Genomic DNA, 14,387 nt, shown 5'->3' with positions numbered 1-14,387 from the left:
TCCGCCCCCCGGCTCACACGTGCAGCAGCCGTTCGGCCAGCTCGCGGTAGTCCTTCAGGGCCAGCCGGAGCTGTTCGGTGTCGGCGGACGACACGGACCCGCTCTCGCCGCCCTCGACGGACTGCCAGGAGTGGCGCAGGGTGCGCCGGCGCTGCGTGACGGCCTCGGTGAACCGGGCCGCTATCTCCTCCAGCACGTGGTCGGCCTCCTCGACGGCGGCCCGGGGCCCGTCGACGAACCCGGCGACGGCGTGCTGCAACTGCGAGCCGAGCTTGTCGCACTCCTCGTGGGCCAGGAGGCGGGAGCGGCTCTTCGCGGCGCCGGCCTTGTCCGTGCCGGTGCCCACACCGGTACCCATGCCGGTGTCCGTGTCGGTGCCCATGCCGTTGCCGTGGTCGCCGCGGCGGCCGTCGGTGCCGTCGTGCCGGTCGGCGCCCGGCACATCCCTGCCGTGCGCCGCAGCGCGGTCGGCGTCGGTGCCGTGCGTGACACCACGGTCCGCGTCCGGGTCACGGCCGGTGCCGCGGTCCGCGTCCAGGTCCCGGGCCGTGTCGTGGCCCGTGCCCGGTGCGGTCGGGTGGCGGCCGGTGCCCAGAGCGCTCTCGCCACGGGCGTCCGGGGCGGCCGGCGTATGGTCGCCGGGCGGGCGGGTCATGTCGGACATTTCCTCAACTCTCCTTCGCCTGGCGTCGGTTCATCGCCCACGGCAGATGGCCGCCGCGGGCCGGAGCCTTGCGGCCGCCGTTCGATCCGGCACGGTGGTGCCCGTCGTGCCGTCCCTCCTCGTGGCGTCCGCCGGACGGACCGCCGTCGTGGCGGGCCGGCTTCACCAGCTCCTCGAACAGGGCGCGGGCCGCCACCATGGCCTCACGCATGTCTTCCGTACCCTGGCCGCCGTCGCGGGCGTCCTCCGCGCGCAGATGCGCCGCGCGGTGCACGCGCCGGTAGCCGTCCACGTGGTGGGCGTGGTGCACCGACAGCGCGGCCAGCTGTTCCTCGTACTGCCCGCCGTCCGGGAAGCCCCGGGCACCGGCGACCTCGGCGAGCAGCCGGTCCGCCTCGGCGACGGCCTCGCGCGGCGAGTCGACGAACCGCTCCTGGGCGGCCGTCCAGCGCGCCTCGTACTGCTCGCGCTGTGCCGGTTCCAGCGACCGCTCGCGCAGGTCGCCGTGGCGCTGCACGCGCTCGGTCAGCTCGCGCTCGGCCGCTGTGGCGTCACCGTCGTGCCGGGCCACGGCCCGGTCGTACTCGGGTCCGAAGCGCCGCTTCAGGCTCGGGCCACGCCGAGGCCCGCGGGCGCGCAGGGTCATGACGGCCGCGATGATGACGACGACCGCCGCAATCACTATCAGAGCGATGATCAGGCCAGTGGACATGAGTGCCTTCCGGGTTCTCGGCCCAACCGGCTCTCCTCGCGAGCCGGTTCGCTCGTCGGGTTGCCCCAAACCCCGTATCCAAACGGCGCCCGGGCGCAACCGGGGCGCGAACACACGGCCGGAACTATTCGATTGCGTGTCCCGTGGGGCGCCTGTGAAGAATGCGGCTCATGGCCTGGACCGTGACGCCGGAACCGTACGACTCCCCCGTCGCCGCCGCTCTCTGGCGGGCGTACTACACCGAGGTCAGCGACCGCTGGTACCTGCTGCACGAAGGACGCCGCACCGACCCGGCCGAGCTGGAACGGGAGATCGCCGCCCGGCCGGGGGCCGATCTCGCGCCGCCGCGGGGAGTCTTGCTGATCGCCCGGTACGACGGTGAGCCGGCGGGCAGCGCGGGCGTGCGGCTCCTGGACGGCACGACCGCCGAGCTGACCCGGGTGTTCCTGCACCCGTCGATGCGCGGCAGGGGCGGCGCCCCGCTCCTGGTCGGGGCAGCCGAGGACGCCGCACGCGCACTCGGCGCCGCCTGGATGATCCTCGACACCCGCGGCGATCTCGTCGAGGCCCGCGGTCTGTACGCCCGCCTCAGTTACCTGGAGACGGCACCGCACAATGACGACCCGTACGCCGAGCACTGGTTCGGCAAGGACCTGGCCTGATCTCTCAGCTGGCCCATGTCCTGGGCCGTGCCGCACAGCGCCGACCCGATCAGGAAGATCACGATCGCCGTCTGGAAGAGCCTCTTGCGCCCGTACTGGTCGCCGAGTTTGCCCCATAGGGGGGTGGCGGCCGTCGCGGCCAGCAGATACGCGGTGACCACCCAGGTCAGGTGATCCAGACCGCCGAGATCGCTGACGATCGTGGGCAGCGCGGTCGACACGATGGTCTGGTCGAGGGCGGCGAGCAGCATGCCGAGGAGCAGCGCGCCGATGGAGACCAGGACGTTCCCGGCCACCTGCTCCTGAGAGGTGGCGTTCTGGGGCGACAGTGTGGCGGCGTTCCCGTCACCGGCCATGAGACCTCCTGGGACTCCTGTGACGTTTTCCATCGTGACCGTTGTGACCGGTTATGGCCCGTCGGGCCGTTGTGGAAGCCGTGGTTCCGGGGGCTCGTCGACCGCACTGTGGAGAAGGTCTGGATAATCTCTGGAGTTCGCGAGGGGAGGAGGAACGCGTGGAACCGTCGAACGGCCACCCGTGCCCGGAGTGCGGCGCATCCAGACAGCGGGACAACACCCCCGCCTGCGCCTGCACCCACCGCGCCGCACAGGCCCTCCGCGACGCCCGCACCGCCCAGGCGGCGGCAGCGGAGGATTTCGACCCCCTGAGGATCCGCCCGTACGTGGAGATCGACGGCGGGCGGCCCGCCGGACGGGACGGGGCCGCCTCCCGTACATCCGGTGAGGGACAGCCCCCCTCGGCCGCCGAGGCGCCGATGCCCGCACGCCCGGCGGAACCGAGGGCGACGTCCGAGGACACCCCGCCCACCGCGCCCCCGGCCGGGCCACCCGGGACGACCCCGCACGCCTCCCGTCCGGACGCCGCCGCTCCCCCACGGGCACGCGACGACGCGCCCCGGCGGCCGGACACCGGCGCCACACGGACACCGCACGCCGGGGCCCCCGGCCCCACATCCGCGAGCACCCCGGCCGGGTCGGCGACCGAGACCGGTACTCAGCCCCTGCACCAGGACGCCCCACCCATACCCGAAGAAGCCCACCGCAAGCCGGAAACCGGCACCCAGGCCCCCGGGCCCGCGACCGCCGGCACCCCGGCCCGGTCGGCGACGCACACCGGCACGCGACCCCCGCACCCGGACGCCCCGCGGGCACCCGAAGACACCCACCGCCGGCCGGAAACCGGCCCCACGCGAGCCACCCACACCCAGCCCTCCGGGCCCGCGACCGCCGGCACACCGGGTCAGGCCGCGGCAGCGGACACCGCGGCGATGTTTCCGAGCGCCGAGGCCTCGCCCGCCGGGAGCGCCGCTCAGGCGGCCTCACCCGCCGACGCCACCGTCTCCCTGCGCCCGGTCGCCCCGGACACGACCGCCGTGCTGCCGGCCGCTCCCGCCGCCTCGGCGCTCGCGACGCCCCTGGCCCCTGCCGCGACCGAGCCGAGCGTCACCGACCTGCGCATGTTCGACGGCACGGTGGGGGCAGAGGGTGGCGTGCGGGAGGAGGGCCGGTCGGGCAGGCGTCGGCCGCGTCGGCGCAGCACCCTCCTGATCGCCGCCTCCGGTGCCTGCGTCGCCGTCGTCACGGCGGCCGGGTACGCGACCGGGCTGTTCTCCTACGAGAGCCCGTCCCGGGACACCGCCCTGCCGGACGGCATCCGGGCGGGCGTGCCGGACGCCCCGTCGAGCAGCGCGGCCACCACGTCCCCGAGTGGCAGCGCGTCGACGGCTCCACCGGCATCCGCCGCACCGGCCCCTTCGCCGTCCCGCGGCGGGAGCCCGTCCGCCTCCCCGTCGCCGTCCGCACCGAGCGCCTCGGCGAGCCCGTCGCAGTCGCCCTCCCCGTCGGCACCGCAGACGTCCGCCCCCGCGACCGGCCCCGGACAGGTGCCCCCGGACAGCGGACGCCAGAAGGCCGGCCCCACCGTCCTGCGCCTGGGCGACCGCGGCCCGGAGGTGACCGAACTCCAGCTCCGGCTGCGCCAGTTGTACCTCTACGGCGACGACACCGACGGCACCTTCGACGACCAGCTCGAGGACGCGGTCCGCACCTACCAGTGGTCACGCGGCATCCAGGTGGACGACCTCGGCGTCTACGACCGGGAGACCAGGGCGAGGCTGGAGTCGGAAACCCGGGAGCCATGACCGGTCCGGCCGCCGTACGGTGACGCCGTGACCACTCAGGTGATCGTTCTCAACGGCGGTTCGAGCTCGGGCGAGTCCGGGATCGTCCGGTGCCTGCAAGACGTCCTGCCCGGTCCGTGGCTGGCCTTCGGCGTCGACTCGTTCGTGGAGGCGCTGCCCGCGAAGCTGCGGGACTCGGACGGCGGCATCACCTTCGGGGCGGACGGCGGTGTGAGCGTGGGCGCGGAGTTCCGGGCCCTGGACGCGGCCTGGACGGAGGGCATCGCCGCCATGGCCCGCGCCGGGGCGGGGATCATCGTCGACGACGTCTTCCTCGGCGGCCCGGCGTCCCGGCAACGGTGGGAGAAGGCGCTGTCCGGACTCACCGTGCTGTGGGTCGGCGTCCGGTGCGACGGCGAGGTCGCCGCGGGCCGTGAGATCGCCCGGGGAGACCGGGTCCGCGGCATGGCAGCGTCCCAGGCCCGCGTCGTGCATGAGGGCCTGGGCTACGACGTGGAGGTCGACACGACGCACACCGAGTCCCTCCGGTGCGCGCGCACCATCGCCGCCCGCGTCACGCGGACGGCGACTCCGCCCGGGTGACGCGCGTCCCCTCGCCACCGGGACGACCCGAACAACCGAGGCGAGTCCTGACCAGCCGAGACGACCGAACAACCGGGACGAAGCCCGACCAGCCGAGACAACCGAACAACCGAGAGGAGGCCCGACCAGCCGAGACGACCGAACAACCGGGACGAAGCCCGACCAGCCGAGACAACCGAACAACCGGGACGAAGCCCGACCAGCCGAGACAACCGAGCAACCGAGACGAGGCCCGACCAGCCAGACAACCGAACAATCGAGACGACCCGATCAGTCGGGGTTCAGCCGATGTGCAGGCGGATCACCCCGTCCGCCGCGGCCTCCACGCGCACCTTCGTGAGGTCCTCGACCACCACGTCCGGCTCGTGGAACGCGGCCCGGGGCCCGATCCCGACGACCGTCATGCCGGCGGCGCGCCCCGCCGCTATCCCGGCCCCGGAGTCCTCGAACACGACACAGTCCGCAGGGGCGATCCCCAGCTCGGCGGCGCCCTTCAGGAAACCCTCCGGGTCGGGCTTGCTCGCCCCGACGGACTCCGCGGTCACCCGCAGCTCGGGCAGTTCGAGCCCGGCCGCCGCCATCCGCGCGGTCGAGAGCGGCACATCGGCGGAGGTCACCAGCGCGTGCGGCAGCCCCCGCAGCGAGGCCAGGAACTCCGGCGCGCCGGGGATCGCGACGACACCGTCCGTGTCGGCCGTCTCCTCGGCGAGCATCCGCGCGTTGTCGGCGTGGTTGTGCTCCATCGGCCGGTCGGGCAGCAGCAGCGCCATGGAGGCGTAGCCCTGCCGGCCGTGGACGACCTTCATGACCTCGTCCCCGTCGAGCCCGTGACGCTCGGCCCAGCGCCGCCAGACGCGCTCGACCGAGGCGTCGGAGTTGACGAGGGTGCCGTCCATGTCCAGCAGGAGGGCGCGGGCGGTGAGCACGGCGGTGGCCGTCATCGGCAGCTCCAAGGCTCGGGGCGCGTACCAGCGCGGGAGGGGGCGGACGACGGTCGCGCCCGCGGGTCCCCGGGAGGGACAAGGCGGCCCCGCCCGCCGGTCAGGGAAAACGGGCGGAGGCCACTTTGTTTCTCTACGGTACAAAACAAGTCCGCCTGCGCGCCAGGGGCCCCGCGGACGTTCATCCGCTGTTCAGCTCGCCCGGCTCAGCCGGTCACGGCCTCCCACAGGCTCCAGACCCCGAGCGTCAGCATCACCAGCGCCGCGATCTGGGTGATCAGCCGCAGCGGCACCTTCTTCATCAGCGTCTTGCCGCCGACGATGCCGAGCCCGGCCACGGCCCACAGCGCGAGCACCGCTCCCAGGCCGACGGAGAGCGGGTCGTCGTAGCGGGCGGCCAGGTTCGCGGTCATGATCTGGGTGAGATCGCCGAACTCGGCGACCAGGATGAGCATGAAACCGGCGCCGGAGACCTTCCAGAAGGACTGGTTCTCCGGCTTGCGGACCTCTTCCTCGTCCTCGCCCTTCCTCAGCAGCAGCACCGCGGCCCCGCCCAGGAAGAGCACGCCCGTGAGGGCCTGCACGATCTGCTGCGGCAGCAGCGTCAGCACGCTGCCGGCCGCGACGGCGAGCACGACGTGCAGCGCGAAGGCGGCGGCGACCCCGGCGAAGACGTAGGAGGCGCGATAGCGGGTGCCGAGGACGAGGCCGGCGAGGGCGGTCTTGTCCGGCAGTTCCGCCAGGAAGACGACGCCGAAGACGACGGCCGTCACGGTCAGGCTGATCAAGGGTTCCTCTATCGGTCGGGGCTGCCCCGCCGAGAGTGCTGGACCTTCGCACACGACACCTCGGCACGGCAGCGCACTCGGCGCCCGCGCCGGGGGGCACGGGCGTGCACTGCTTTGCCGAAGGTCTCGCTGGCGGGTCCTGGAAAGGACCGGCCTCCGGGCGCCGGCTCAGGCGAGCTGAGCAGTATGTCGACGGTCCGGCGAAGAGCTACTCCCCTTCTGCGCCGTCCATGCTACGCGACGCCCCCGGCGTGAAAACTTTCGGCCGAAACCTTGTCATGTCATGGACGCGTCATTAACTTCTCACCGGGCGCACACCTGTGCGCAACACGGCACCGCGAGCATTCCCCTCGCTCGCACGCCAACACCCCCTTCTCCGCAGGGAGTCCGCATGCCCAGGTTCTACGCGCGTCGACGGCTGAGCGTGGCCGCGGCGGCCACCGCCCTCATATCCTCCGTGGCCCTCTTCAACGCCCCCACGGCCTCCGCCGCCCTCCCCACCCCCGTGAGCGGCGCCACCGCCCGCTCCTACCTCGCCACCCTCACCGTGACGGCCGAGGACCGCACCGGCTACGACCGCGGCCTCTTCCCGCACTGGATCACCCAGTCCGGCACCTGCAACACCCGCGAGGTCGTCCTCGAGCGCGACGGCTCGAACGTCCAGCAGAACTCCTCCTGCGCCGCCACCAGCGGCAGTTGGTACTCCCCCTACGACGGCGCCACCTGGACCGCCGCCTCCGACGTCGACATCGACCACCTGATCCCGCTGGCCGAGGCCTGGGACTCCGGCGCCGGCTCCTGGACGACGTCCCGCCGCCAGTCGTTCGCCAACGACCTCACCCGCCCGCAGCTCATCGCGGTCACCGACAACGTCAACCAGTCCAAGGGCGACCAGGACCCGGCCACCTGGATGCCCTCCCGGACGGCGTACCGCTGCACCTACGTCCGGGCCTGGGTTCAGGTGAAGTACTACTACGGCCTCTCGGTCGACTCGGCCGAGAAGTCCGCGCTGCAGAACCACCTGGCGAGCTGCTGACACGCTGATTCGCGCCGACCTTCCCGCTGACCTCCGTCGTTCCGTACGGTACGGGGCGACGGAAGGGGAACGACATGAGCGCACTGCGCCTCGGACCGCTGCTGAGGTACATCGACGGCTCGTCCGCGACCGTGTGGGTCGAGACGAGCCGTCCGTGCGCCGCCGAGGTGCGCTGCGCCGACGGCGCCGGCGGCACGGCCCGCAGCTTCCAGATCGCGGGCCACCACTACGCGCTGGTCCCGGTGACCGGCCTCACGGCCGGCACGACCACGACGTACGAGGTGTTCCTCGACGGCACACAGGTGTGGCCGCCGCCCGGCTCCCCCTTCCCGCCCTCGGCCATCCACACGCCGGGGCCGGAGGACGCCCTCGACGTGGCCTTCGGCTCCTGCCGCTGGGCCTCCCCGCCGGCGGGCGGCGACGACCCCGTCGGCCCGGACGCCCTGGACGCCCTCGCCACCCGCCTCGCGGCCGATCCGGAAGGCGAGCGGCCGCACGTCCTGCTGCTGCTCGGCGACCAGGTCTACGCCGACGAGACCTCCGACTCCACGCAACGCTGGCTGGCGGGCCGCCGCGACCTGGAGGAGGGGCCGGGCAACGGAGTCGCGGACTACGAGGAATACACCCACCTCTACTACGAGTCGTGGCTCGACCCGCGCATCCGCTGGCTGCTGTCCACCGTGCCCAGTTTCATGATCTTCGACGACCACGACGTCATCGACGACTGGAACACCTCCGCCGCCTGGCTCGCCGACATGCGCTCCACCGACTGGTGGCAGGAGCGGCTGCTGAGCGGTTTGATGTCGTACTGGGTTTACCAGCACCTCGGGAACCTCTCCCTCCAGGAGCTGGCGGCCGACCCGGTGTACGAGGCGGTGTGCGAGGCCTCCGACGGCACCGACGTGCTGCGCGCCTTCGCCGCCCGGGCCGACGCCGACGCCGCCTCGGTCCGCTGGAGCTACCGGCGCGACTTCGGGCGCGTACGCCTGGTGATGGTGGACAGCCGGGCCGCCCGGGTCCTGGCCGAGGACGAGCGCGCGATGCTCGACCCGGGCGAGGACGCCTGGCTGCGCGAGCAGGTCCGGGAGACCCCCGAGGCGTACGACCACCTGCTGATCGGCACCTCGCTGCCCTGGCTGCTGCCGCATCTGGTGCACGACGCCGAGGGGTGGAACGCGGCGCTGTGCGGCGGCGAGCGGGGCGCCCGGTGGGCGCGGTTCGGGGAGAAGGTGCGGCGCGCCGCCGACCTGGAGCACTGGTCGGCGTTCCCCGAGTCCTTCGCGGGGCTGGCGGAGCTGATCGCCGAGGCGGGCTCGGGGCGGGACGCCCCGGCGACGGTGTGCGTGCTGTCCGGCGATGTGCACCACGCCTACATCGCCGAGCCCTCGTGGCCGGGCCCCGGTCCGGACGCCCGGGTGATGCAGCTGGTGTGCTCGCCCGCCCACAACTCGGTCCCGCTGTCGATGCGTCTGGCGTTCCGCATCGGCTGGAGCGCGATGGCACGGGGTCTCGGCCGCGGTCTCGCCCGGCACGCCCGCCTCCCGGACCCGCCGGTCAGCTGGCGCAAGACGGGCGGCCCCTGGTTCGGCAACCAGCTCATGACGCTGACCCTGCGCGGCCGTTCGGCGCGGCTGCGGCTGGAGCACGCCAAGGCCCGGCAGGGGGCGGGGCCGAGCCTGACGACACTCCTGGACACCGAACTCGCGCCCTGACCCACGCGTTCGACCTGATTGCTTCCGCTGTGTTCGGTGATGTCCGATGAAGGCGGCGATGTCCCGTAATGCTAGTGAGGCATCCCACAGCGACCGTCAATCCTTCCCCACGAACCCTGGTCACCGCTCCCGGCGACGGCATGATGAGGCGGACCGTCCGCTTCCTGCCCGGCGGACCGCCGACACGCGCCCCACACGCCCGGGAGTTCCACCCTTGCCTGCGTCGCCCGAGGAAACCGAGGAATCCGTACCGGCCGAGGGCTCCGCGGGGGCCTCGAGACCCGTGGATGTCTCCGTCGCCCTGGTGGGCGCCGGACCGCGTGGCACCAGCGTCCTGGAACGCCTGTGCGCCTCCGCCCCGGAACTGCTGGCGCCGGGGACCCGGCTGACGGTCCATGTGGTCGACCCGGATCCGCCCGGGCCCGGCCGCGTGTGGCGCACCGACCAGTCGCCCGAGCTGCTGATGAACACCGTGGCCTGCCAGGTGACCCTGTTCACCGACGACAGCGTGGACTGCTCGGGGCCGGTCCGCCCGGGGCCGAGCCTGTACGAGTGGGCGCGCGGCGGCCTGGGCCCGGACGAGTACCCGGCCAGGGCCGACTACGGCCGTTATCTGGAGTGGGTGTTCGCCGAGGTCGTGCGGCAAGCGCCGCCGGGTGTACGGGTCGAGACCCACCGGGCCCGTGCGGTACGGCTCGACGACACCCCCGGCGACCGCCAGAGCCTCACCCTCGACGACGGCCGCACCCTGACCGGCCTGTCCGCGGTCGTCCTGGCCCAGGGACACCTGCCGGCGGCCGCCGGCCCCGAGCTGCGGCGCCTGGCGGCCCACGCCGCACACCACGGTCTGCGCCACGTCCCGCCCGCCAACCCGGCCGACGTCGACCTGTCCTCCATACCCCCGGGCGAGCCCGTCCTGCTGCGCGGCCTCGGTCTCAACTTCTTCGACCACACGGCTCTGCTGACGACCGGCCGGGGAGGCCGTTTCGTCCGGGACGCCGAGGGGCTGCGCTACCTCCCCTCCGGCCGCGAGCCGCGGCTCTTCGCCGGTTCGCGGCGTGGCGTCCCCTACCAGGCGCGCGGCGACAACGCGAAGGGTCCGTACGGCCGGCACGTACCGCTGGCCCTCACCCCGGAGGTGATCGCGGGCTTCCGCAAGCGCGCCGACTCCGGGGAGCCACCCGATTTCCTCACGGAGATATGGCCGTTGGTGGCGAAGGAGGTGGAGGCGGTCTACTACGCCGCGCTGCTGAGGCGGGCCGGGGCATGCGCGGGGCGGGAGCGGGAGTTCACCGACCGCTTCCTCGCCCTCCCGCACGGCGATCCCCTGGAGACGGCGTCCCTGCTGGACGCGTTCGGGGTGCCGGAGGCCGACCGCTGGTGCTGGGAGCGGATCTCGCGCCCGTACAGCGGCCGGGACTTCGCCCATCCCGGCGAGTGGCGCGACTGGCTGCTGTCGTATCTGCGCGAGGACGCGGCCCAGGCCGCCCTGGGCAATGTGCACGGCCCGTCGAAGGCGGCTCTCGACGTGCTGCGCGACCTGCGCAACGAGCTCCGGCTGATCGTCGACCACGGCGGCCTCGCCGGTGCCTCCCGCCGCGACCACCTGGACCGCTGGTACACACCGCTGAACGCGTTCTTGTCCATCGGCCCACCGCGGCGCCGCATCGAGGAACTCGTGGCCCTGGTGGAGGCGGGGGTGGTGCGGGTACTCGGGCCGCGGCTGCGGGTGTCGGACGAGGACGGGGCCTGGGCGGCGCACTCCCCCGACGTGCCGGGCTCGGCCGTCCGTGTGTCGACGCTCATAGAGGCCCGGCTGCCCGAACCCGACCTGCGGCGCACCGCCGACGACCTGCTGGCCGGCCTGCTGCGAAGCGGGCGGTGCCGCCCGCACACCGTGGACGGTTACGAGACGGGCGGGTTGGATGTCACCACGCGCCCCTATCGGCTGATGGATCGTCAAGGAGTTGCACACACAAGGCTGTTCGCGTTCGGAGTGCCGACAGAAGGCGTGCACTGGGTCACTGCCGCGGGAGCCCGCCCAGGGGTGGATTCGGTCACTCTTTCGGACGCGGACGCGGTGGCGAGAGCCGTTCTACGTGCGGCTGGAGCGGGAACGGGGCCCCAGCGGGAGGCGCAGCAGTGGCCAAATGTTGAACTTGCAAGCATCAATTAGGTACACCTAACGTGGGCTACTCCGCGGTATCCGTCCCCGACCGGCCTCCGCAGGGCCGGCACACCGAAGGAGAGACCCCCCTCATGACCGCTCGCCTCAACGGCGCCCAGCCGTATGCGCTCGGCCTGTTCCGGATCGTCGTCGGTCTGCTGTTCGCCTGCCACGGCGCCGTCGCGCTCTTCGGCGTCCTCGGCGGCGAGGACGGCAAGGGCGGCACCGCCGCGACCGGCGCCTGGCCGTACTGGTACGCGGCCGTCATCGAACTCGTCGGGGGTGCCCTGGTCCTGCTGGGTCTCGGCACCCGCATAGCGGCGTTCATCTCCTCCGGCGCGATGGCCTACGCGTACTTCAAGGTCCACCAGCCCGAGGCCCTGTGGCCGATCCAGAACAGGGGCGAGGGCGCGGCCATGTACTGCTGGGCCATGTTCCTGCTGATCTTCACGGGGTCCGGCGCGTTCGGCCTGGACCGGCTGCTGACCAGGCGGACCGCGACGCAGGAACAGCGCTCCGCGGGGCAGACCCCGGTGGCCGCCTGAGCTACCCGGCCGTCCGGACACACCAGCGGCGCCTTCCCTCCGGGGGAAGGCGCCGCTGCGTCCGTACCGGCCGCCGATCCGGGCGATGGTGACGACCAGCCTCCATCTCGTGACAATCGGGGCGATCCGCGACGAGGTGAACAGTACGCACCGAACGTATGAGCCCCCCGTGAACCGCCCGTCACGCCCCGGGCGTACGCTCTATGGCTGTCATGGCCACTCCTGCCGCTCCCCCCGCGCCACCGCGGCACGGTCTGGCCCACGGGGGAGTCACGGGGAGTTGCGGTGCTGGAGCAAGTGGGGCTGCTGGTCGCCAGCCCATGGATCTACGCGGCGGTGGCCGTGTCCGTCCTGCTCGACGTGTTCCTGCCGGTGCTGCCCAGCGGCGTGCTGGTGATCATGGCGGCCACGGCCGCGGCGGCGGGCACCGCGACCGACGTCCCCGACGTCCTCGCCCTGACCCTCTGCGCGGCCACCGCCTCCGTCCTGGGTGACCTGGTGGCCTACCGGCTCGCCTGGCGCGGCGGCGCCCGGCTGGACCGGGCGATCTCCCGCTCCCGGCGTCTGACCACCGCGCAGGAGCGTCTCGGAGCGGCCCTCGCCCAGGGCGGTGGCGCCCTCGTCGTCCTCGCCCGCTTCGCTCCCGCCGGCCGCTCGGTGGTCTCCCTCGGCGCGGGCGCCGCCCACCGCCGCGCCCGCGACTTCCTCCCCTGGTCGGCCCTGGCCGGTCTCACCTGGGCCGCCTACAGCGTCGCCCTCGGCTACTTCGGCGCCCACTGGCTGGGCGCGAGCTGGGCGGCGACGGCGGTGTCGGTGGGGGCCCTGTTCGGCGCCGGAGCAGGCGCGGCGTATGTGATGCGGCGCGAGCCGCGGACCTCGTAGCCCTCGCTGCGACCGACCACCACGACCACTCAGAGACCTGGAAGCGGCTGAGACATTGACCACCACGGCGTCCCGGGAAACCTCTCGCACCAGACGGATCACGCTCGCCGCGCGACGGCACCCCCGGGCGATGCTGTGGATCACGGCCGGCGTGATCACTCTCGGTTTCCTGATCGCACTCCAGGTCGTGGCGCACCACCTCGGCATACCGGGGCCGATCACCACGCAGGCCCGCGAGGTGATCCACGCCCCCAAGTCCGGGTTCCTGCTGTACGCCAGCATGGCGCTGATGATGGTGGTGCTCACCTGGCGGCAACGGCTCACGGCCCTCGGCACCGCGATCGGCATCGACCTCGTCTTCCTGCTGGTCCGCTGGGCGACCGGCACCCTTCCCGTCGAAGGCCACCCGTTCGGCAACGGCGCGCTGTGGGTGATCCTGGGCTGTGCGGTCATCGCCCTCACCCGCCGCACCGGCCCCGAACGCGTCCTGATGCTCAAGGGCGTGGGACTCGGTCTGCTGCTGGTGACCGGCCGCAAGACCGGTGACACCTGGCTGCTGATCACCTCGAAGACCCTCCCGGTCACGCTCGACCCGTACGTCGCCATGGCCGATCACGCGCTGGGCAACCCGTCGTGGCTTGCGGGCCGGCTCCTCGAGGCGAGCGGCCCGGTCGGCGAGCACGCCCTCGACTACGTCTACGCCCAGCTCGCGGTGGCCGCGGTCTGTGTGGCGCTGTACCAACTGCGCGACGTGGCGGCCGAACAGCGCTTCCCGCGCCACCACCTGGTGCGCACCTTCCTGCTGATCGGCCTGCTCGGACCGGCCATCTACATGATCTACCCCGTGGTCGGTCCGATCTACGCCTACGGCCCCGAGGGCGGGCACTGGGCGGCCGCCGATCTGTGGCCGAACACCCTGCCGCCGATCATCGCCCCGTACGAGCTGCCGTTCGACGAGATCACCCCGCGCAACTGCATGCCCAGCCTGCACACGGCATGGGCCACCACGATCTTCATCCACTCCCGCACGGGACCACGCGCGCTGCGCCTCGCCGGCACGTTCTGGCTGATCGCCACCCTCGCCGCCACCCTGGGCTTCGGCTGGCACTACGGCGTGGACCTCGTCGCCGGCGTGGTGTTCGCGTACACGGTCGAGGCCGCGCTGCGCACGTACGACCTCGGCTGGGACCGCGCGGGCAGGTGGCTGATCGCCTACGGGACGATCGTCTTCGCGGCGCTGCTGGCGTCCTACCGCTTCCTGCCGTTGGAGATGGCCGCATACCCGTGGCTCGCCGGCCCCCTCCTGCTGCTGGCGATGGCCTCGGTGGTCTACGGCTACCGGCGTACCACCGCACTGTGGGAAGCGAAGGCCGCACCCGTGCCGCAAGCGGAACCGCGACCCGAACTGGCGGTCTGAGGCCCCCAGACCACTAGCCGGGCGCTAGTGCCGCAGCAGGCAACGTTCGCCCCGTCGCGACGCCCGGCACGCACTCTCGCCGCACCGGGCGCAAGCCCAGTACACCCAGTACGAGGGC

Annotated in this window: 13 protein-coding genes and 1 pseudogene; 9 read left to right on the top strand and 5 right to left on the bottom strand. The window is 73.0% G+C overall.

All coding sequences use genetic code 11. From position 1 onward, the window contains the following. Window positions 1–13: 13 nt before the first annotated feature. Both ABTX62_RS34940 and ABTX62_RS34935 read right to left on the bottom strand, forming a co-directional pair. Window positions 14–664 carry a hypothetical protein gene (locus ABTX62_RS34940; RefSeq protein ID WP_352119954.1) on the bottom strand — a complete coding sequence of 217 codons (651 nt, stop codon included), beginning with the start codon at window positions 662–664 and terminating at the stop codon, window positions 14–16. A 4-nt stretch (window positions 665–668) separates the two neighbouring features. Next, on the bottom strand, window positions 669–1,376 hold the full coding sequence (locus ABTX62_RS34935) for a hypothetical protein (protein ID WP_352119953.1): 708 nt from the start codon (window positions 1,374–1,376) through the stop codon (window positions 669–671). 170 nt (window positions 1,377–1,546) lie between these two features. Here ABTX62_RS34935 and ABTX62_RS34930 point away from each other — a divergent pair, with 170 nt between their 5' ends. Beyond that, window positions 1,547–2,038 (top strand): GNAT family N-acetyltransferase, encoded by a 492-nt coding sequence (locus ABTX62_RS34930; RefSeq protein WP_352119952.1) that lies wholly within the window; start codon window positions 1,547–1,549, stop codon window positions 2,036–2,038. Between the two features lie 5 nt (window positions 2,039–2,043). On the opposite strand, the pseudogene ABTX62_RS34925 reads toward ABTX62_RS34930, so the two are convergent. Then, window positions 2,044–2,394, bottom strand: a pseudogene (locus ABTX62_RS34925) (MFS transporter); the annotation flags it as partial. Window positions 2,395–2,552: 158 nt separating this feature from the next. On the opposite strand from ABTX62_RS34925, the gene ABTX62_RS34920 reads away from it, so the two are divergent. Both ABTX62_RS34920 and cpt read left to right on the top strand, forming a co-directional pair. Then, on the top strand, window positions 2,553–4,199 hold the full coding sequence (locus ABTX62_RS34920; protein WP_352119951.1) for a peptidoglycan-binding protein: 1,647 nt from the start codon (window positions 2,553–2,555) through the stop codon (window positions 4,197–4,199). Between the two features lie 27 nt (window positions 4,200–4,226). Beyond that, window positions 4,227–4,781, top strand: coding sequence for a chloramphenicol phosphotransferase CPT (gene cpt / locus ABTX62_RS34915; RefSeq protein WP_352119950.1), 555 nt, complete (start codon window positions 4,227–4,229; stop codon window positions 4,779–4,781). A gap of 281 nt (window positions 4,782–5,062) precedes the next feature. Here cpt and ABTX62_RS34910 read toward each other — a convergent pair whose 3' ends face one another. After that, window positions 5,063–5,722, bottom strand: a complete 660-nt coding sequence (locus ABTX62_RS34910; RefSeq protein ID WP_352119949.1) for an HAD-IA family hydrolase — start codon at window positions 5,720–5,722, stop codon at window positions 5,063–5,065. Between the two features lie 206 nt (window positions 5,723–5,928). Beyond that, window positions 5,929–6,510 carry a TMEM165/GDT1 family protein gene (locus tag ABTX62_RS34905; RefSeq protein ID WP_352119948.1) on the bottom strand — a complete coding sequence of 194 codons (582 nt, stop codon included), beginning with the start codon at window positions 6,508–6,510 and terminating at the stop codon, window positions 5,929–5,931. 391 nt (window positions 6,511–6,901) lie between these two features. On the opposite strand from ABTX62_RS34905, the gene ABTX62_RS34900 reads away from it, so the two are divergent. The 6 genes from ABTX62_RS34900 to ABTX62_RS34875 all read left to right on the top strand — a co-directional run bounded on the left by ABTX62_RS34900 (window position 6,902) and on the right by ABTX62_RS34875 (window position 14,269). After that, window positions 6,902–7,546, top strand: coding sequence for an HNH endonuclease family protein (locus ABTX62_RS34900; protein ID WP_352119947.1), 645 nt, complete (start codon window positions 6,902–6,904; stop codon window positions 7,544–7,546). Between the two features lie 74 nt (window positions 7,547–7,620). Continuing rightward, window positions 7,621–9,258 (top strand): alkaline phosphatase D family protein, encoded by a 1,638-nt coding sequence (locus ABTX62_RS34895; RefSeq protein WP_352119946.1) that lies wholly within the window; start codon window positions 7,621–7,623, stop codon window positions 9,256–9,258. Window positions 9,259–9,541: 283 nt separating this feature from the next. Beyond that, window positions 9,542–11,434 carry an FAD/NAD(P)-binding protein gene (locus ABTX62_RS34890; RefSeq protein WP_352119945.1) on the top strand — a complete coding sequence of 631 codons (1,893 nt, stop codon included), beginning with the start codon at window positions 9,542–9,544 and terminating at the stop codon, window positions 11,432–11,434. Between the two features lie 83 nt (window positions 11,435–11,517). Then, window positions 11,518–11,970, top strand: a complete 453-nt coding sequence (locus tag ABTX62_RS34885; protein ID WP_352119944.1) for a DoxX family protein — start codon at window positions 11,518–11,520, stop codon at window positions 11,968–11,970. Window positions 11,971–12,255: 285 nt separating this feature from the next. Then, a complete protein-coding gene (locus tag ABTX62_RS34880) occupies window positions 12,256–12,852 on the top strand; it encodes a DedA family protein (RefSeq protein WP_283969958.1) in 597 nt (198 codons plus the stop codon). Window positions 12,853–12,982: 130 nt separating this feature from the next. Next, window positions 12,983–14,269, top strand: a complete 1,287-nt coding sequence (locus tag ABTX62_RS34875; RefSeq protein ID WP_352119943.1) for a phosphatase PAP2 family protein — start codon at window positions 12,983–12,985, stop codon at window positions 14,267–14,269. The last annotated feature ends 118 nt before the right edge of the window (window positions 14,270–14,387 follow it).

This window comes from Streptomyces sp. NPDC096046 (assembly GCF_040303285.1).
Lineage (GTDB): Bacteria > Actinomycetota > Actinomycetes > Streptomycetales > Streptomycetaceae > Streptomyces.
Note: the sequence above shows the minus strand (reverse complement) of the source record. Positions and strands in the feature narration are given on the sequence as shown.

Coding starts and splice junctions, on each gene's coding strand:
- ABTX62_RS34895 (WP_352119946.1), top strand. CDS start 7,621: ATGAGCGCACTGCGCCTCGGACCGCTGCTGAGGTACATCGACGGCTCG.
- ABTX62_RS34935 (WP_352119953.1), bottom strand. CDS start 1,376: ATGTCCACTGGCCTGATCATCGCTCTGATAGTGATTGCGGCGGTCGTC.
- ABTX62_RS34940 (WP_352119954.1), bottom strand. CDS start 664: ATGTCCGACATGACCCGCCCGCCCGGCGACCATACGCCGGCCGCCCCG.
- ABTX62_RS34875 (WP_352119943.1), top strand. CDS start 12,983: ATGCTGTGGATCACGGCCGGCGTGATCACTCTCGGTTTCCTGATCGCA.
- ABTX62_RS34910 (WP_352119949.1), bottom strand. CDS start 5,722: ATGACGGCCACCGCCGTGCTCACCGCCCGCGCCCTCCTGCTGGACATG.
- ABTX62_RS34900 (WP_352119947.1), top strand. CDS start 6,902: ATGCCCAGGTTCTACGCGCGTCGACGGCTGAGCGTGGCCGCGGCGGCC.
- ABTX62_RS34930 (WP_352119952.1), top strand. CDS start 1,547: ATGGCCTGGACCGTGACGCCGGAACCGTACGACTCCCCCGTCGCCGCC.
- ABTX62_RS34885 (WP_352119944.1), top strand. CDS start 11,518: ATGACCGCTCGCCTCAACGGCGCCCAGCCGTATGCGCTCGGCCTGTTC.